The sequence below is a fragment of the Actinoplanes sp. NPDC049598 genome (assembly GCF_040675435.1).
Classification (GTDB): Bacteria; Actinomycetota; Actinomycetes; order Mycobacteriales; family Micromonosporaceae; genus Actinoplanes.
In genome coordinates, this window is the sequence record NZ_JBFAOX010000007.1 from 370,410 (window position 1) to 385,564 (window position 15,155).

Below are 15,155 nucleotides of genomic sequence, written 5' to 3' on the forward strand. Positions count from 1 at the left end.
AATCAGAACAGGTAGTCGGAGAGCTGCCGGGAGCGGGCCGGGTGGCGCAGCTTGGCCATCGTCTTGGACTCGATCTGGCGGATGCGCTCGCGGGTCACCCCGTACACCTGGCCGATCTCGTCGAGGGTGCGGGGCTGGCCGTCGCGGATGCCGAAGCGCAGCCGGACCACGCCCGCCTCGCGCTCGGTGAGGGTGGCCAGCACGGCCTCGATCTCGTCCTGCAGCATGGTGAAGCTGACCGCGTCGAGGGCGACCACGGCCTCGCTGTCCTCGATGAAGTCGCCGATCTGGGAGTCGCCCTCGGCCCCGAACGTCTGGTCGAGCGAGATCGGCTCACGAGCGTACTGCTGGATCTCGTGGATCTTCTCGACCGGCATGTCCATCTCGGCCCCGAGCTCCTCGGGGGTGGCGTCCCGGCCGAGCCTGTGCAGCAGGTCGCGCTGGATGTGGCCGAGCTTGTTGATGATCTCGGCCATGTGCACCGGGATGCGGATCGTGCGGCTCTGGTCGGCCATCGAGCGGGTGATGGCCTGGCGGATCCACCACGTCGCGTACGTGGAGAACTTGAAGCCCTTCGCGTAATCGAACTTTTCGACCGCGCGGATCAGGCCGACGTTGCCCTCCTGGATCAGGTCGAGGAAGGCCATGCCGCGGCCCGTGTACCGCTTGGCCAGCGAGACGACCAGGCGCAGGTTGGCCTCGAGCAGGTGGTTCTTGGCGCGGTCGCCGTCGCGGACGATCCACCGCAGGTCGCGGCGCAGCTCGGTCTCGATCGGGCGGTCCTCGGCGTCGGCGGCGCGCAGCAGCTCGGCCGCGTAGAGCCCGGCCTCGATGCGCCGGGCGATGCTGACCTCCTGCTCGGCGGTGAGCAGGGGGACCCGGCCGATCTCGCGCAGGTAGGCCCGGACGGTGTCGGTCGTGGCCACGGTCTGCGCCTCGGCGGCCGCCTTCTGGACCGCCTCCGACTCCTCGGTGTCCCAGTCGAAGGCGCCGTCGGAACGGGCGCTGTCGGAACGGACGGTGCTCGAGGTCATGGCCACGCTCCCGGGGATGGCTCGTGGCATCGCGGGCCGGAGACGCACCGCGGAGAGGCCATCTTGTCCCCGCGAACCGCGAGGTCAGGGAATTATAACCGGGCCGGGGGCCGGAGCGCCGCCCTGAGGATCCAGTAAGCGTCCAGGACGGGTCCAGTCGGGGCTGCCTGGCTTGGGTGGCGTGGCTTCCGACGAGCAGGTCGATGTGGTGGTGATCGGATCGGGGATGGGTGGCCTGACGGCGGCCCGGATGCTGGCCGAGTTCGGTGGCCGGCGGGTGCTGGTGCTGGAGCAGCACTACACGCTCGGCGGGATGACGCACGAGTTCTCGCGGGAGGGGTGCTTCAAATTCGGCACCGGGCTGCACTACATGAGCGCCGACGCCGGGCCGTTGCTCACCTTCATGACCGAGGGCCGGGTGCAGCTGCAGCCACTGCCGGACGACGTACGGCCTGGCCGGTCTGGAAGGCCGAAGGCCCGCCCGAGCCCTCGGCGGTGATGTTGTTGCTCGGGCTCAAGGAGCGGCCCGGGTTCGGGATCCGCGGGGAGAACCACTGGTTCATGCCGGATGTCGACGGCGGCGAGGGCGTGCTGTACGTGTCGTTCGCCTCGCTCGACAACCCGGTCGCCCGCTTCCACACGGCCGAGCGGATGCTCGACCGGCTCGAGCAGCGCCGGCCCGGCTTCCGGGAGAACATCGCGTTCGCCGAGGTGTCCACCCCGCTGTCGTTCGAGAATTACCAGCACAGCGTGCGGGGGTCCTTCTACGGGCCGGCGGCGACGCCGGAGCGGCTGCGGGCCGGGTTCGCGGGGACCCGTACAGCCGTCAAGGGTCTGGTCGTCGCCGGTCAGGACGCCTGGGGCTCGGGCGTGGTGGGCTCGCCGGCGGGCGGGCTCATGGCGGCCGGCGCGGTGCCGCGGCCGCGGCGTTTCTCCCGCGGAAGCGAGGCATGGGAGAGACGCTAGGGAAAGTCACCCCCGTCGATCATCACCGCACGGTGAGCAATCCGGGGTAGCTCTCATGGGGGACCGGTGCGGACATGCCGCGATCTCCACGGGAACGGACGGCTGGGATACTTGCCCCGTACGAGCGTCATGACCGGGGTGGGGGGATCGCGTGCCACAAGGTCCCCGGCGGCTCAGCTCGCACCGGCTGACCCTCGCCCTGGCCCTGGTCGCGGCCGGGCCGCCGCTGATCATCCACGAGGGCTGGCCGGGGGTGCCGGTGGCGGTGGCCGCCGCCGCGTACGCCGCCTATCTGGTCCTCGGCAAGAGGTGGCCACGCCTGCCCCGGAGGAAGAGGAAATGAGGGTCGGGGAGCTGGCGCGCCGCACGGGGACGACCGTGCGGGCCCTGCGCTACTACGAGGCGGCCGGGCTGGTCGTGCCGCGCCGGCTGAGCAACGGCTACCGGGAATACGAGCCGATCGCCGTCCGGCAGGTGACCCAGATCCGTGAGCTGATGGCCCTGGGCCTGTCGGTCGAGGAGACGCGGCCGTTCGTCGAGTCCATCGCCAACGGCGACGACGTGTGCGCGGCGGCCGTCGCGACGTTCCGCAGCACGGTCACCGGCCTGCAGAAACGCATCGGCGAGCTGACCGCCCAGCGGGAGGCCCTGGACGCCCGGATCGACGAGGCGGCCCGCTCGGTGGTCACCGGCGCGCCCACCGGCTCCGCCGCCGCCGACCTGGCCGGCAAGCCGCTGCCCGCGCTGACCTTCTACGCCACCGACGGCCGGCCGGTCGATCTGAGCGCCCTCGGCCCCGGCCGCAGCGTGATCTTCGTCTACCCGCTCACCGGCCGCCCCGGGGTCGACCTGCCCCGCGGCCTGCTCGAGATCCACGGCGCCCGGGGCAGCACCGACCAGGCCATCTGGCTGCGCGACCACCACGCCGAGATCCTGGCCGCCGGGGCCGCCCGCGTGTACGGCCTGTCCGCCCAGTCGACCGGCTACCAGCGAGAACTGGTACACCGCCTGGGTCTTCCGTACCCCCTCATCCCGGACCCGCGCCTGGGTCTGGCCGCCGCTCTGGGCCTGCCCACCCTCGCCGCCGGCGATCTGACCCTGTACGAGCGGCTGACCCTGGTCGTCACCGACGGCCACGTCGAGCACGTCTTCCACCCCATCCCGGACCCGGCGTCGCACGCGCTCGACGTCATGCGCTGGCTCGTCCGCGCTTGACCCGCACCCGGGGGTACAGGTTTACCGTCGCCGCATGACGGGCGACTTCGACTACGAGACCAAAGGCCAGGGGTACGCGATTCAGCGCCGCCCCGATCCGCGGATAGCCGCGATGATCCACGCCGCTCTGGGTGACTCCCGGACGGTGCTCAACGTGGGGGCGGGCGCCGGTTCCTACGAGCCCACGGACCGGTACGTCGTCGCGGTCGAACCCTCGGCCCGGATGCGCGCCCAGCGCCCGGCCACCGCGGTCCCCGCCCTGGACGCCGTCGCCGAGCACCTGCCGTTCGACGACGGCGCCTTCGACGCGGCGATGGCCACGGTGACCGTGCACCAGTGGCCGGACGCGGCGGCGGGGTTGAAGGAACTGCGCCGGGTCACTCGCGGGCCGATCGCCGTGCTGACCTTCGACGGGGACGCGCTCGACCGTTTCTGGCTCGCGGCCTATTCGCCGGAGCTCATCGCCGCCGAGCGGCGTCGCTATCCCGATATTTCTGACATCGCGATGGCGGTGGGGCCGCGGTCGGAGGTGCTCGATGTGCCGATCCCGTTCGACTGCACCGACGGTTTCACCGAGGCTTACTACGCGCGCCCTTCGCGTTTCCTGGACCCGGCGGTGCGGGCCGCGCAGTCCGCGTGGAGTTTCGTCGACGAGGCGGCCACCGCGCGAGCGATCGAGTCGTTGCGCGCCGACCTGTCGTCGGGTGCGTGGGACGAGCGGTACGGCCATCTGCGTGACCAGGCGGAGTTCGAGGGCTCACTGCGCCTGATCGTGGGCCGGCCGCTGCTCCGGCCGTGACGTTTCTGTCCAAGACTTGCCGGTGGTCGCCGATCTAGCGTGACTCCCATGACGAGACACCTGGTCTACACCGGATTCATGTCGCTCGACGGCGTCGTCGACTCACCCGGCGGCGCCTCGGAGGGGCACCGCAGCGGCGGATGGGTGGTCGACGACCTCGAGTTCGTCCCGGAGGCGTGGTCGCTGAAGGGGGAGGAGCTGGCCGACACGACGGCCCTGATGTTCGGCCGCCGCAGCTACGAGGCGTTCGCGCCGGTCTGGCCCGGCTCGGCGGACCACGCGAGCTACAAGGAGCTGCCCAAGTACGTGGTGTCGAGCACGCTCGCCGACGACGCGCTGGTCGGCGGCTGGGGGCCGGCGACGATCCTGCGTTCGACCGAGGACGTGGCCGCGCTCAAGGAGACCGAGGGTGGTGGCATCTACATCCACGGCAGTCCCGAGCTGGCCCGGCGGCTGGCCGAGGCGGACCTGATCGACCAGTACAACCTGCTCGTCTTCCCGGTGCTGCTCGGCGCCGGCAAGAGCCTGTTCGACCGGGCCGACCGGGACAAGCACATGCTGACCCTGCGGGAGTCCGAGGCTTACAAGAACGGCATCCTGAAGCTGGTCTACGCCAGGTCGAGGGCGATCGCGCCGCCGTCGCCGGCACGCAGCTGACCGGCCGTACGCCCGACGTAGGAGCGCAGCGCGCGGGCCAGATGCGGCTCGTCGAAGTAGTCGAGCTTGGCCACCACGTCGCCGGCCGGGTCGCCGGCGGCCAGCAGCCCGGCCGCCGTGCGGGCCCGCTCGATCTGCCGGACCGCGCCCCGGGTGAGGCCGGTCGCGATCCGGAAGCGGCGCTCGACGGTGCGGGGCGAGGCGTCCGGATGGTGCCCGCGCAGCACGCCGGCCACGATCGGGTCGCGGACCACGACCCCGGCCCGGACCAGCGCGGCGACCAGCGCCTCGACGTCGTCGGGGCCGGGCGTGGACCAGCGCGAGCCGTCCAGCCGGAATGTCCGGCGGGTGGTGTCGGGTAGCTCGAGGCCGCCGTCCACCAACGCCGCCGTGGGCACCACCCGCAGCGAGGTGCCCACGGCGAAGTCGATGCCGGTGAACGTCGCGTCCTCCGGCACGGGCGCCGTGCCGGCCCGGGTCTCCGGGCCGGTCACACTCGCGTACGCCCGGCCCTGCCGCTCCCAGAAGACCAGGCCCCACCGGGCCGCCGCGACCGACGTCATCTCGGTGACCCGCTCACTCGTGCAGGTCCAGACCGAGTCGACCCATGGCGAATCGGACAGGCGCGTCGCGAACCGGAGAGCCACGCGCGAAGGATACGCCGCTCAGAAGGTCACGCAGAACTCGTTGTCGCAGGGGTCGGCCAGCACCCACCAGCGGCTCTTGCCCTTCGGGTCGACCCGGACCCGGGCCCCCGCGGCCAGCAGCCCGGCCAGGTCGTGGTCGCGGGCCACCACCTGCCAGCGGACGCGGCTGCGGAAGCGCTCGATGCCGGGCACCGGGTCGAAGACCATGAAGTCCCACGGGAACTCGGGCGCGCCGACCACCGCGGCCGCCTCGCCCTCCTCGACCACCGTGCCGCCCAGCACGTCGGCCCACCAGTGGGCCAGCTCGCGCGGCTGCGTGCACTTGATGACCAGCTGGAACATGCCCGGCGGCCGATCGTCGACGGCCGGGTACGCGCAGAACTCGTTGCCCTCGGGGTCGGCCAGCACGTACCAGGGGTCGGCGCCGGGCGGCCGGATCATCTGAGCCCCGGCCGCCAGCAGATGCTTCGGCGAGGAGCCGGGCAGGCGCAGGTCGGCGTGGACCCGGCCGCCGTCGGGCTCGGGCCGGCCCGTCGCGCGCAGCCGCATGATCTCCCGGGCCGGGCGGCCCGGCCCGGGCCGGACCAGCGGCCGGTCGTCGGCGTCGGTGCCGGCCCGCCCGCCGAGAGCTACCGCCCAGAAGGCGGCGGAGCGGTCCGGGTCGGCGGTGTCGAGGGCCAGCCCGTCGAATTGGGCCATGGGGTGCGTGGCCCGGCGCAGGGTCTGAGGAAGCATGGGACGGTTTTCCTCGGCCCCGCACCGGCCAAACTATTTTGATCTTCCTCGATGGGGTGACCCGGTCGGCGACCCCGTCAATCGGCGGAGCAGCAGCGCCAGCCGGGCCTCGTGGAGCTCGCGGGGCAGACGGCCGCCGCGGGTCAGGGTGGCCAGGCCGTGCAGGGCGCTCCAGAGCAGCTCGGCGAGCTGGCCCTCGTCGTCGCCGCCGGCGATCGGCCGTACGACGTGGAGCAGCTCCTGGAAGCCGGCCTGCAGCGCGTCCGGCGTCTCCGGGGCCGCGAACGGCAGGGGCAGCGACCGGCTGAACATGGCGTCGTACAGCGCCGGCCGCCGCTCGGCGAAGGCCAGATAGGCCCCGGCCACAGCCGCGAGCGGGTCGTCGGCCCGCTCGCGCGCGGTGCGCATGTCGGTGGCCAGCTCGGCGAAGCCCTCGACGGCGACCGCGGCCATGATGGCCTCCTTGCCGGCGAAGTGGCTGTAGAGGACGGGCTGGCTGTACTCCACCGCTTCGGCCAGCCGCCGCGTGGTGACCGCCTCCCAGCCCTCGGCCTCGGCCAGCTCCCGGGCGGCCGTGATGATCAGCCGCTCGCGCTCGGCCCGCTCGCGCTGCCGCCGTGCCTGTGTGGTCATGCTTGCGACTCTAGCACCGCTAGCGCTTCTGTCATCGCTCTGCTAGCGTCGGTACTGTTCCTAGCGCTGCTAGATTTCTGCCGGAGGAAGTCATGCTCACTGCCGTCGCCTACGGTCTGGCCATCGTCCTCAACCTGTTCATCATCTTCATCGGGGTCCGCTTCCTGCTGCAGCCGGAACTGGCCGCGGCCGGCTACGGCGTGCCGTCGACGCGCAACGCGTACCTCACGGTGAAGGGGGTGCGGGACCTCACGTACGGCCTGGTCGGTCTGGCCCTGCTGGCCTTTGCCGGCGCCGAGGCCGAGGCCTGGTTCATGCTCGTGGTCGCCATCGCACCACTCGGCGACACCCTGATCGTCCTGCGCAACGGCGGCTCCCGCGCCACCGCCTTCGGCGTCCACTTCGCCACCGCCGTGGTGGTCCTGATCAGCGCGGTCCTGCTGTTCATCTAGGCCCCCTCGATCATGGTGGTGCGCTCGGCGCCCGGGTGGGCCGAGGGCACCGGTCACGCCGAGGGCAACCAGGTGACGTACGGCGGGCGGTTGTACCGGGCCCGGGTGGCGCACACGCCGCCGGCCGGAGCCGGCTGGACCCCGGTCGCGGCGGCCTCACTGTGGGAGGACCTCGGCGCTTGTGACGGCACCCCGCCGAGCCTGTCCACGATGGTCAGCAGCGGCAACCTCAAGAACGTGACGCTCGCCTTCATCACCGCGTCCGCGTGCAAGGCCATGTGGTTCAACGCCTACGACCCGCGGCAAGGCTGGGCCCGCGACAGATCGACGCCGTCCGGGCCCGCGGCGGGGACGTGAAGATCTCCTTCGGCGGCGCCACCGGCATCGAACTGGCCCAGGCCTGCACCAGCGTGACCGCGCTGCAGGCCGAGTGTCAGGCGGTCGTCACCGCGTACAACCTGAAGCACATCGACCTGGACATCGAGGGCAGCGCCACCGCCGACCCGGCCTCGGTGGCCCGGCGCTCGCAGGCTTTGGCCGCCCTGCAGCGGGCCAACCCCGGGCCGCGGGTGTCGTTCACCCTGCCGGTCCTGCCGGAGGAGCTGACCGCCGACGGCCTCAACGTGGTGCGCTCGGCCCGCGACGCCGGGGTCGCCGTCGACCTGGTCAACGTGATGGCGAGGGACTACTACCGCAACGGCGACTACGGCACCTTCGCCGTGGACGCCGCCAACGCCACCTTCAACCAGATCAAAGGCCTCCATGCCGTACGAGTTCAGCCGGATCTTCGCCACCTACACCGGCTGACCGGCCGTCGCTTGTGTTGGCCCCGCCGAAGCTGTCGGGACGGCGACGCAGACGTGAGTGGATCGCCGCGCGGAGTCACGATGGCGGGGCCGGGCGGCCCGGGGGTGGCCGCCGGCCGAGGAGATGATCGCGATGGCGTTGCAACCATGGCCGCTGGTCCGCCTGGGGGACAAGGCGCACCCGGTGCCCAGCCTGCAGTATCACCTGCGACAGCGCGGCTACCCGGTGGACGTCGACGGCGATGTCGGGCCGAAGACCGACGCCGCCGTACGCGCGTTCCAGAAGGCCAAAAAACTCGGCGTGGACGGCATCGTCGGCCCGCTGACCTGGACGGCCCTGGTCACCACCGTGCGCCGCGGCGACACGGGTGACGCGGTGCGCTCCGTGCAGGAGGAGTTCCAGTACCGCAACCTGTCCGACGAGGAGGGCAACGCCCCCGCCGTGGACGGCATCTTCGGCCCGGTCACCGAGGCCGCCGTCTACGACTGGCAGCAGCTCCTGCACGACAACGACGAGCCGGCCATGGCCGTCGACGGGATCGTCGGCCCCATGACCTGGCAGTCGCTGATCAGCGGAATGTACGCGGGCTAGGCCGCCAGCTCACTGGCGGGAGCCGTTGGCGCCGGGGCCTGGGCACGGCGCCAGCGGTTGGCGACGGCTGGGGCCTTCTTCTCGACCGGGCGGCGGACCGCGGCCTCGCCCCGGTTGGGCAGGGACAGGCGGATCACCTTGTACCAGGCGGAGGCGACCTGCTTGGGGAGCGGGCCGGCGGTGTACGAGAGCCCGTACCGCTGGAAGAGGTCCTGGATCTTCGGGGCGATCTCCTTGTACCGGTTGCTCGGCATGTCCGGGAACAGGTGGTGCTCGATCTGGTGGGACAGGTTGCCGGTCATCAGGTGCATGGCCTTGCTGCCGCTGATGTTGGCCGAGCCGAGCATCTGCCGCAGGTACCACTCGCCGCGGGTCTCGCCCTCGATGGACGTCTTCTCGAAGGTTTCGACGCCGTTCGGGAAGTGGCCGCACATGATGACCGAGTGGCTCCACAGGTTGCGGATCAGGTTGGCCGTGGCGTTGGCCGCGACCGTGTGCAGGAACGACGGGCCGGACAGGGCCGGGTGCACGACGTAGTCCTTGAGGACCTGCTTGCCGATCTTCTTGCGGACCGCCTTGAGCGCGGCGCGGAACTTCGGGTCCTTGCGGCGTTGTTTGGTGGCCAGGTTCTTGCCCAGCTCCAGGTCGTACGCGGCGATGCCGTACTCGAAGAAGCAGGCGTTGACGAAGTTGTAGAACGGCTGGCCCAGGTGCGCCGGGTGCCACTTCTGGTCCTCGTCGACGCGCATGATGCCGTAGCCGAGGTCGTTGTCGCGGCCGATCACGTTCGTGTAGGTGTGGTGCAGCTCGTTGTGCGAGTGCTTCCACTGCTCGGCCGGGGAGGCGTGGTCCCACTCCCACTTCGTCGAGTGGATCTTCGGGTCGCGCATCCAGTCCCACTGGCCGTGCAGGATGTTATGGCCGATCTCCATGTTCTCGAGGATCTTGGCGATCGACAGGCCGGCCGTGCCGACCAGCCACGCCGGCGGGAACAGGGAGAAGAGCAGTACCCCGCGGCTGCCGAGTTCGAGCCCACGCTGCCAGGCGATCACCCGCCGGATGTACGCGGCGTCCTTCTCACCCCGGCTGCCCATGACCTCGTCGCGGATGGCGTCGAGCTCGACGCCGATCTGCTCGATGTCCTCGGCGCTCAGGTGGGCGATCGGGTTGGATTGCTTGCGCTGGATCGTCGTCATGCAGGGTTCCTCAGATCTCTATTGTGCAGGGGCCGGCGGCGGCCGAGACGCAGGTCTGTACGGGGATGCTGTCGCCGGGCTCGGCGACGGTGAGCTGGCCGTCGCGCAGGTCGCGCACGGCGCCCTCACGCAGCGGCACCACGCAGCTGAAGCAGATGCCCATCCGGCAGCCGGAGGGCATCAGGACGCCGGCGGCCTCGCCGGAGTCGAGCAGCGGTTCCGAGCCGTCGGTCTCGACGACCGTGCCGGACTGGGCGAAGGTGACCGTGCCGCCCCCGCCGCTGTTGATCAGGGTGGGGCGGAAGCGCTCGGTGCGCAGCAGGTGCGCGGCCTCGCCGTCGGCCCAGTGGGTCTCCAGGTCGTCCAGCATCTCGTTCGGGCCGCAGGCCCAGGTCCGGCGTTCGAACAGGTCGGGGACCAGCTCGTCGAGGTCGGCCGGCTTGAGCCGCCCGTCGGCCCGGGTGTGCCGCTCGATCAGCCGGATCCGGCCGTCGGCGGCCATCGCCCGCAGCTCGGCGCCGAAGACGACGGCCTCGCGGGTGCCGGCCGAGTGCACGACGACCACGTCGGAGAGCTCGTGCAGGGCGCTGCGGAGCATGCCCATGACCGGGGTGATGCCGCTGCCGGCGGTGACGAACAGGGCCTTGGCCGGCCGGGGCGCGCAGAGCTGGAACTCGCCGGTGGGCGGGTCGAGGTGCAGGATCAGGCCGCGTTTGGCGTTGCGTACGAGGTGGTTGCTGACCACGCCGTCGGGCACGGCGTTGACCGTGATGGTGATCCGGCCGTCGGTGCGCCGGGGCGAGCTGGTGATCGAGTAGGAGCGCCACAGCCGTACGCCGTCGACGTCCACCCCGACCCGTACGTACTGACCCGGCTCGTGCCGCACCCAGCCGCGGCCGGGCCGCAGGAGCAGGGTGACGCTGTTCGCCGTCTCCGGGCGCACGGCGTCGACCTTCGCCCGCAGCACGTTGGCGTTGCGCAGCGGGGCGATCACGTCGAGGTAGTCGGCGGGCACCACCGGCGTGGTGATCAGCTCGACCACACGCCAGGCGCCGCCGCGTATGTTGCGTATCACAGCCACGTAACAAGCTTCCTGCGTTCCGGAGGTAGATTCCTGACCAACGGAAGTGAACTCGACCGTGTTTTTTGTTCGCGGGAGACAAGACTGCGTGGTTAAACGATGAGTGACGCTCTACCAGACGTCAGATCTTTCCGGTTGTCCCCGGAGGTGGTGGCCCCGCTGAAGCGGCGGCTGCCCCACGTCGCGACACAGACGATCGATGCGATCATGACAGAAGTTCCGGCCTACGCGGTGCCGTTCGCCGGTGATCTCGGTCCGAAGATCGAGCGGGCCGTCCGGGCCGCGCTGGGCACCTTCCTCGAGCTGGTGTCGCGGGCGGACGGGCCGGAGCATCAGTCTCCGCTCGGCCCGGCGCTCGAGGGGGCGTACGCCCTGGGCCGGGGCGAGGCCCGCAACGGCCGCAGCCTGGACGCCCTGCTGGGGGCCTATCGGGTCGGGGCCCGCGTCGCGTGGCACGAGCTGGCCGAGATCAGCGTGGCCAGCGGTCATCCGGCGGCGACCATCGCGCACTTCGCCGAGCTGGTCTTCGCCTACATCGACGAGTTGTCGGCGGCCAGCGTGGCCGGGCACGCCGACCAGCTGGCCTCCTCGGGCCGGGCCCGCATCCGCGACCTCGAACAACTCGCCCAGGCGCTGCTCGCCGGCGAACCCGAGCACGTGGTGGTGGCGGCCGCCCAGCGCGCCGACTGGTCGCCGCCGCGCACACTGACCGCCGTGCTGGTTCCGGAGCACGCCACCCGTACGGTCGTGGACCTGCTCGATCCTCGAACACTGCAGCTCAGTGAGGTGCTGCTGGTACCCGACGTGGACGGCACCGCCCGGGGCGCCCTGCTAGGCCTGCTGCGCGGCCAGAGCGCGGTGGTCGGCCCGGCGCGGCCTTGGCTGGGGGTCAAGGTTTCTTACGACCGGGCCGTACGCACGTCGCAGCTCGCCGGTCCGGCCGGCGCCCTCACGGTGGTCGACACCGAGGACCACCTGGCCGAGCTGGTGCTGACCGCCGACCCGCAGGCCCTGGCCGACCTGCGGGCCCGGGTGCTCGCCCCGCTGTCACCCGGCGCCGACGCCAAGCTGGTCGAGACCCTCCGCAGCTGGCTGCGCCACCAGGGCCGCCGCGAGGACGTGGCCGCCGAGCTGTTCATCCACCCGCAGACGGTCCGCTACCGCATGACCCGGCTGCGCGAGCTGTACGGCGACAAGCTGCGCGACCCGGAGTGGACGTCGGCCCTGGTCATCGCCCTGACGGTGCCCGGCTGAGCAGAGCCCGCGTCTCGGCCACGACGCGGTCCTGAAAGCGCGGATTCTCTCGGGCGAGGGCCAGCGCCGCGGCGAGGACGGCCTGCTTCGACGTCGCGTACGCGTCGCCGCCGGGCAGTCGGGAACCACCGGGCGCCCACTCGCCGCGCGCGCTCGCCTCGGCCGAAAGGTAGCGTCCGCCGCGGAAACCGGCGGTCACCGCCGGCTTGCGCTCGGGGTCTTCGACGCCGGAGGCCACGAACACCACGGTCGCGCCGCCGGGCAGATGGGGGAGGAGCGCTTCGGTCAGCGCGAACGGGCCGAGGTGGTTGGTGGCGAACGTCGTGTCGAAGCCCTGCGCGCTGCGACCCGGCCGCATGCCCATCACGCCGGCGTTGTTGACCAGCCCCGCGAGCGGCCGGCCGAGCTCGACGATCTCCGCCGCGGCCCGCCGGACGCTGTCCAGATCCGAGAGGTCGCACACCACCGGCACCGAGCCGGGGATCGTCCGGGCCAGGCCGCCGAGCTTGTGGCGGTCGCGGCCGGCGAGGATGACGGTTCCGTGCTTGGCCAGCTCATGCGCCGTACGGAGTCCGAAGCCCGACGTGGGGCCGGTGATGATGTAGGCGTTGGTCATGGTCCGAGCGTGCGACGGCGGCCCCGGCCAGGGAACTGCTCCGTTTGTCGTAGGACTGCCAGGGCCACCACAAGCGGCTTGAGCTGCGACAAACTGGTCTCATGGACTCGTGGGAATTCGGTCAGGCCGTGCGCCGCTGGCGGGACCGGCTGGTCCCGGCCGAGGTCGGTGTGCCGGCCGGTGGCCGCCGCCGGGCGGCCGGGCTGCGCCGGGAGGAGCTGGCCGCCCTGACCGGCATCTCGGTCGACTACCTGACGCGGCTCGAGCAGGGCCGCTCCACCTCCCCGTCGGCGCAGGTGGTGGAGGCTCTGGCCCGCTCCCTGCGGCTCTCCGGCACCGAGCGCGAGCTTCTCTTCCGCCACGCCGGCCTGACCCCGCCCGGCCGCGACGTCGTGCCCACCCGCATCGCCCCGAGCGTGCAGCGCCTGCTCGACCGCTTCTCCCACACCCCCGTCGTCGTCCTGGACGCGGCCTCGAACGTGATCGTGGCCAACCGCCCCTACGACGCGCTGATGGGTGACACCACAGCGTGGCGCGGCCTGGAGCGCAACACCCTGTGGCGCAACTTCGTCGGCCCGGCCGGCCGGGCCGTCCACACCCCGGCCGAGCTGGCCCGGTTCCAGGCGGTGCTGGTCGCCGACCTGCGCCTGACCGCGGCCCGCTACCCGGCCGACCACGACGTCAAGCGCCTGATCGCCGCGCTGACCGCCCACAGCCCGTTGTTCGTCGAGCTGTGGAACTCCGCCGACTCCGTCACGATCACGGACTACTCCCGCCACAAGGTCGTCGACCACCCCGACGTCGGCCGCCTGACCCTGGACTGCGACACCTTGATGGTCGCCGGCGACGATCTGCGCATCACCATCTACACGGCCGAGCCCGGCACCGAGGACGCCGAGAAGCTGGCCCTGGCCATCGCCCTGGGCACGCAGACCCTCGTTTAGCCGGTGCGCCTCATCTTGGTGAACGTTATCAAGAGGCGCCAACGGCCAATCCGCGTGCCGCTGCGAGGCGGATCTTCGAGCAGGTCAGGCGGGGCCGTACTCCCCTTGACGGCCCCGCCTGGGCCTGGTCTCACTCGATGTCCCGACGCCAAACGCTCGTCGTGACGTGTGAACGCTAACACGCAACGATGATCGATACTAGGGTGGCTTACCGGCCAATGTCGCCGGCGTCGAGTCGCGCCGGCTGGAGGCAACTCCACATCAGATTGGTCTTGAGCCGCAGCTCGCCCGGGCCCTCGCAGGTGTCGGGCAGGGACATGATGCGCCGGAGCATCGCGCGCATCTCGTGGCACTCATCGATCAGGTCGGTGTAGTTCTCCGCGCTGGCGTCCGAAGGCAACCGCAGGCAGGCGGCGTCGAGGGCGTCCTGACCCGAGCGTCACAGCGCGGATCGCGATCACCACAAGCGTCTTCGCGAGGGCCGTGAAATCACGCCCTCGTCTCAACCGGGCGGTGGGCCGACGCTGGCGCGGGGGATGAGGGTGGGGGCGATGACGCGCCGGGCCGTGGTCGGGGGAGTGCCGGTCTCGATCTGGGTGAGGAGCATGTCGATGCCGGCGCGGGCCACGGCGTTGAAGTCGGGGCGGATGGTGGTCAGCGGAGGTGTGAAGTAGGCGGCCTGGGGGATGTCGTCGAAGCCGGCGATGCTGATGTCGGCGGGGACCCGGCGGCCCTGTTCGTGCAAGGCGCGCAGCAGGCCCAGGGCCATGTGGTCGTTGCCGGTGAAGACGGCGGTCACCTCGGGCAGGCGGGCCAGGAGCTTGCCGTTGCGGTAACCGGACTCGGCGCTCCAGTCGCCGATCAGCAACGGCGGCGGCTCGACGCCGGCCGAGCGGAGGGCGTCCTCCCAGCCCTGGACGCGGCCGTTGGCGTCGAACCAGTCCTGCGGGCCGGAGATGTGCCAGACGCTGGAGTGACCGGCGGCCAGCAGATGGTCGGTCGCGGCGCGGCCGCCGGCCACCTGGTCGACGGTCACCCGGGTGCTGGAGCGGGCCGGGTCGCCGTCGATGGTGACCAGCGGGATGTCGGCCGGCAGCGTCGCCAGGGCCAACTCGGCGCTGGTCACCGGGGCGATCACGACCAGGCCGGCCACGCGCTGGTCCAGATGGCGTTCGACGGCGCGGGCGATCGAGCGCTCGTCCATGGCGCGGACGTTGCCCACGTTCACCGCGAAACCGCTGTCGTACGCGGCCTGCTCGAACGCGTTCAACATCGAGGCGGGGCCGTAGAGCGCGGTGTTGGGAGCGACCACCCCGATCACACCGGAGGTGCCGGTGACCAGCGCCCGGGCCGTACGGTCGGGGCGGTAGCCGAGCTCGGCGATGGCCGCGCGCACCTTGAGGCGGGTCGGCTCGCTCACGTTCGGATGCTCGTGCAGCACCCGCGACACGGTCTGGTGCGACACCCCCGCCAACCGGGCGACGTCCATCATGCCCGGCGGCCGCCCGCGTTTCACACTCACCCAGAC

At 71.6% G+C, this 15,155-nt stretch carries 19 protein-coding genes and 1 pseudogene; 11 read left to right on the forward strand and 9 right to left on the reverse strand.

Annotated elements, in window-relative coordinates; all coding sequences use genetic code 11:
* Positions 1 to 2: 2 nt before the first annotated feature.
* Positions 3 to 1,013: pseudogene (locus AB0J66_RS19260) on the reverse strand (RNA polymerase sigma factor); the annotation flags it as partial.
* Positions 1,014 to 1,215: 202 nt separating this feature from the next.
* On the opposite strand from AB0J66_RS19260, the gene AB0J66_RS19265 reads away from it, so the two are divergent.
* The 6 genes from AB0J66_RS19265 (at position 1,216) to AB0J66_RS19290 (ending at position 4,671) form a co-directional block, all read left to right on the forward strand.
* Positions 1,216 to 1,533, forward strand: a complete 318-nt coding sequence (locus AB0J66_RS19265) for an FAD-dependent oxidoreductase (protein WP_364662061.1) — start codon at positions 1,216 to 1,218, stop codon at positions 1,531 to 1,533.
* A complete protein-coding gene (locus AB0J66_RS19270) occupies positions 1,530 to 2,000 on the forward strand; it encodes a hypothetical protein (protein WP_364662063.1) in 471 nt (156 codons plus the stop codon). Before AB0J66_RS19265 ends, AB0J66_RS19270 begins: the two co-directional genes overlap by 4 nt.
* A gap of 151 nt (positions 2,001 to 2,151) precedes the next feature.
* The gene (locus tag AB0J66_RS19275) at positions 2,152 to 2,343 is read left to right on the forward strand and encodes a hypothetical protein (RefSeq protein ID WP_364662066.1); all 192 of its coding nucleotides are present in this window, start codon (positions 2,152 to 2,154) and stop codon (positions 2,341 to 2,343) included.
* Positions 2,340 to 3,215 (forward strand): MerR family transcriptional regulator, encoded by an 876-nt coding sequence (locus AB0J66_RS19280; protein ID WP_364662068.1) that lies wholly within the window; start codon positions 2,340 to 2,342, stop codon positions 3,213 to 3,215. The genes AB0J66_RS19275 and AB0J66_RS19280 overlap by 4 nt, the downstream gene beginning before the upstream one ends.
* A gap of 34 nt (positions 3,216 to 3,249) precedes the next feature.
* On the forward strand, positions 3,250 to 4,014 hold the full coding sequence (locus AB0J66_RS19285; protein ID WP_364662071.1) for a class I SAM-dependent methyltransferase: 765 nt from the start codon (positions 3,250 to 3,252) through the stop codon (positions 4,012 to 4,014).
* A gap of 48 nt (positions 4,015 to 4,062) precedes the next feature.
* Complete coding sequence (locus AB0J66_RS19290; RefSeq protein WP_364662073.1) at positions 4,063 to 4,671, forward strand: dihydrofolate reductase family protein; 609 nt, start codon at positions 4,063 to 4,065, stop codon at positions 4,669 to 4,671.
* On the opposite strand, the gene AB0J66_RS19295 is transcribed toward AB0J66_RS19290, so the two are convergent.
* The 3 genes from AB0J66_RS19295 to AB0J66_RS19305 are packed head-to-tail and all read right to left on the reverse strand — an operon-like array spanning position 4,623 to position 6,686.
* Complete coding sequence (locus tag AB0J66_RS19295; protein WP_364662076.1) at positions 4,623 to 5,318, reverse strand: helix-turn-helix domain-containing protein; 696 nt, start codon at positions 5,316 to 5,318, stop codon at positions 4,623 to 4,625. The two genes, AB0J66_RS19290 and AB0J66_RS19295, sit on opposite strands and share 49 nt — an antisense overlap.
* An 18-nt stretch (positions 5,319 to 5,336) precedes the next feature.
* A complete protein-coding gene (locus AB0J66_RS19300) occupies positions 5,337 to 6,053 on the reverse strand; it encodes a VOC family protein (protein WP_364662078.1) in 717 nt (238 codons plus the stop codon).
* Positions 6,054 to 6,086: 33 nt separating this feature from the next.
* Positions 6,087 to 6,686 carry a TetR/AcrR family transcriptional regulator gene (locus AB0J66_RS19305; RefSeq protein WP_364662080.1) on the reverse strand — a complete coding sequence of 200 codons (600 nt, stop codon included), beginning with the start codon at positions 6,684 to 6,686 and terminating at the stop codon, positions 6,087 to 6,089.
* Positions 6,687 to 6,778: 92 nt separating this feature from the next.
* Here AB0J66_RS19305 and AB0J66_RS19310 point away from each other — a divergent pair, with 92 nt between their 5' ends.
* The 3 genes from AB0J66_RS19310 to AB0J66_RS19320 all read left to right on the forward strand — a co-directional run bounded on the left by AB0J66_RS19310 (position 6,779) and on the right by AB0J66_RS19320 (position 8,536).
* Positions 6,779 to 7,138 carry a DUF4267 domain-containing protein gene (locus tag AB0J66_RS19310; RefSeq protein WP_364662083.1) on the forward strand — a complete coding sequence of 120 codons (360 nt, stop codon included), beginning with the start codon at positions 6,779 to 6,781 and terminating at the stop codon, positions 7,136 to 7,138.
* A gap of 12 nt (positions 7,139 to 7,150) precedes the next feature.
* Positions 7,151 to 7,495, forward strand: coding sequence for a carbohydrate-binding protein (locus tag AB0J66_RS19315; protein WP_364662086.1), 345 nt, complete (start codon positions 7,151 to 7,153; stop codon positions 7,493 to 7,495).
* 507 nt (positions 7,496 to 8,002) lie between these two features.
* Positions 8,003 to 8,536 (forward strand): peptidoglycan-binding protein, encoded by a 534-nt coding sequence (locus tag AB0J66_RS19320; RefSeq protein WP_364662088.1) that lies wholly within the window; start codon positions 8,003 to 8,005, stop codon positions 8,534 to 8,536.
* Here the strand turns inward: AB0J66_RS19320 and AB0J66_RS19325 are convergent.
* Positions 8,533 to 9,732 carry an acyl-CoA desaturase gene (locus AB0J66_RS19325; RefSeq protein WP_364662090.1) on the reverse strand — a complete coding sequence of 400 codons (1,200 nt, stop codon included), beginning with the start codon at positions 9,730 to 9,732 and terminating at the stop codon, positions 8,533 to 8,535. The two genes, AB0J66_RS19320 and AB0J66_RS19325, sit on opposite strands and share 4 nt — an antisense overlap.
* Before the next feature lie 10 nt (positions 9,733 to 9,742).
* Entirely contained in the window at positions 9,743 to 10,813 is a 1,071-nt protein-coding gene (locus AB0J66_RS19330) for a ferredoxin reductase (RefSeq protein ID WP_364662093.1), read from the reverse strand.
* 207 nt (positions 10,814 to 11,020) lie between these two features.
* On the opposite strand from AB0J66_RS19330, the gene AB0J66_RS19335 reads away from it, so the two are divergent.
* The gene (locus tag AB0J66_RS19335; protein ID WP_364662096.1) at positions 11,021 to 12,067 is read left to right on the forward strand and encodes a helix-turn-helix domain-containing protein; all 1,047 of its coding nucleotides are present in this window, start codon (positions 11,021 to 11,023) and stop codon (positions 12,065 to 12,067) included.
* On the opposite strand, the gene AB0J66_RS19340 is transcribed toward AB0J66_RS19335, so the two are convergent.
* A complete protein-coding gene (locus AB0J66_RS19340; protein WP_364662099.1) occupies positions 12,042 to 12,683 on the reverse strand; it encodes an SDR family NAD(P)-dependent oxidoreductase in 642 nt (213 codons plus the stop codon). The genes AB0J66_RS19335 and AB0J66_RS19340 overlap by 26 nt on opposite strands.
* Positions 12,684 to 12,784: 101 nt before the next feature.
* On the opposite strand from AB0J66_RS19340, the gene AB0J66_RS19345 reads away from it, so the two are divergent.
* On the forward strand, positions 12,785 to 13,627 hold the full coding sequence (locus AB0J66_RS19345) for a helix-turn-helix transcriptional regulator (RefSeq protein ID WP_364662102.1): 843 nt from the start codon (positions 12,785 to 12,787) through the stop codon (positions 13,625 to 13,627).
* A 208-nt stretch (positions 13,628 to 13,835) separates the two neighbouring features.
* Here AB0J66_RS19345 and AB0J66_RS19350 read toward each other — a convergent pair whose 3' ends face one another.
* Together AB0J66_RS19350 and AB0J66_RS19355 are read right to left on the reverse strand one after the other, a co-directional pair.
* Complete coding sequence (locus AB0J66_RS19350; protein ID WP_364662105.1) at positions 13,836 to 14,027, reverse strand: hypothetical protein; 192 nt, start codon at positions 14,025 to 14,027, stop codon at positions 13,836 to 13,838.
* 102 nt (positions 14,028 to 14,129) lie between these two features.
* Positions 14,130 to 15,119 carry a LacI family DNA-binding transcriptional regulator gene (locus AB0J66_RS19355; RefSeq protein ID WP_364662188.1) on the reverse strand — a complete coding sequence of 330 codons (990 nt, stop codon included), beginning with the start codon at positions 15,117 to 15,119 and terminating at the stop codon, positions 14,130 to 14,132.
* Between the last annotated feature and the right edge of the window lie 36 nt (positions 15,120 to 15,155).

Coding starts and splice junctions, on each gene's coding strand:
- AB0J66_RS19280 (WP_364662068.1), top strand. CDS start 2,340: ATGAGGGTCGGGGAGCTGGCGCGCCGCACGGGGACGACCGTGCGGGCC.
- AB0J66_RS19285 (WP_364662071.1), top strand. CDS start 3,250: ATGACGGGCGACTTCGACTACGAGACCAAAGGCCAGGGGTACGCGATT.
- AB0J66_RS19290 (WP_364662073.1), top strand. CDS start 4,063: ATGACGAGACACCTGGTCTACACCGGATTCATGTCGCTCGACGGCGTC.
- AB0J66_RS19300 (WP_364662078.1), bottom strand. CDS start 6,053: ATGCTTCCTCAGACCCTGCGCCGGGCCACGCACCCCATGGCCCAATTC.
- AB0J66_RS19305 (WP_364662080.1), bottom strand. CDS start 6,686: ATGACCACACAGGCACGGCGGCAGCGCGAGCGGGCCGAGCGCGAGCGG.
- AB0J66_RS19310 (WP_364662083.1), top strand. CDS start 6,779: ATGCTCACTGCCGTCGCCTACGGTCTGGCCATCGTCCTCAACCTGTTC.
- AB0J66_RS19315 (WP_364662086.1), top strand. CDS start 7,151: ATGGTGGTGCGCTCGGCGCCCGGGTGGGCCGAGGGCACCGGTCACGCC.
- AB0J66_RS19325 (WP_364662090.1), bottom strand. CDS start 9,732: ATGACGACGATCCAGCGCAAGCAATCCAACCCGATCGCCCACCTGAGC.
- AB0J66_RS19335 (WP_364662096.1), top strand. CDS start 11,021: ATGACAGAAGTTCCGGCCTACGCGGTGCCGTTCGCCGGTGATCTCGGT.
- AB0J66_RS19340 (WP_364662099.1), bottom strand. CDS start 12,683: ATGACCAACGCCTACATCATCACCGGCCCCACGTCGGGCTTCGGACTC.
- AB0J66_RS19345 (WP_364662102.1), top strand. CDS start 12,785: ATGGACTCGTGGGAATTCGGTCAGGCCGTGCGCCGCTGGCGGGACCGG.
- AB0J66_RS19355 (WP_364662188.1), bottom strand. CDS start 15,119: ATGATGGACGTCGCCCGGTTGGCGGGGGTGTCGCACCAGACCGTGTCG.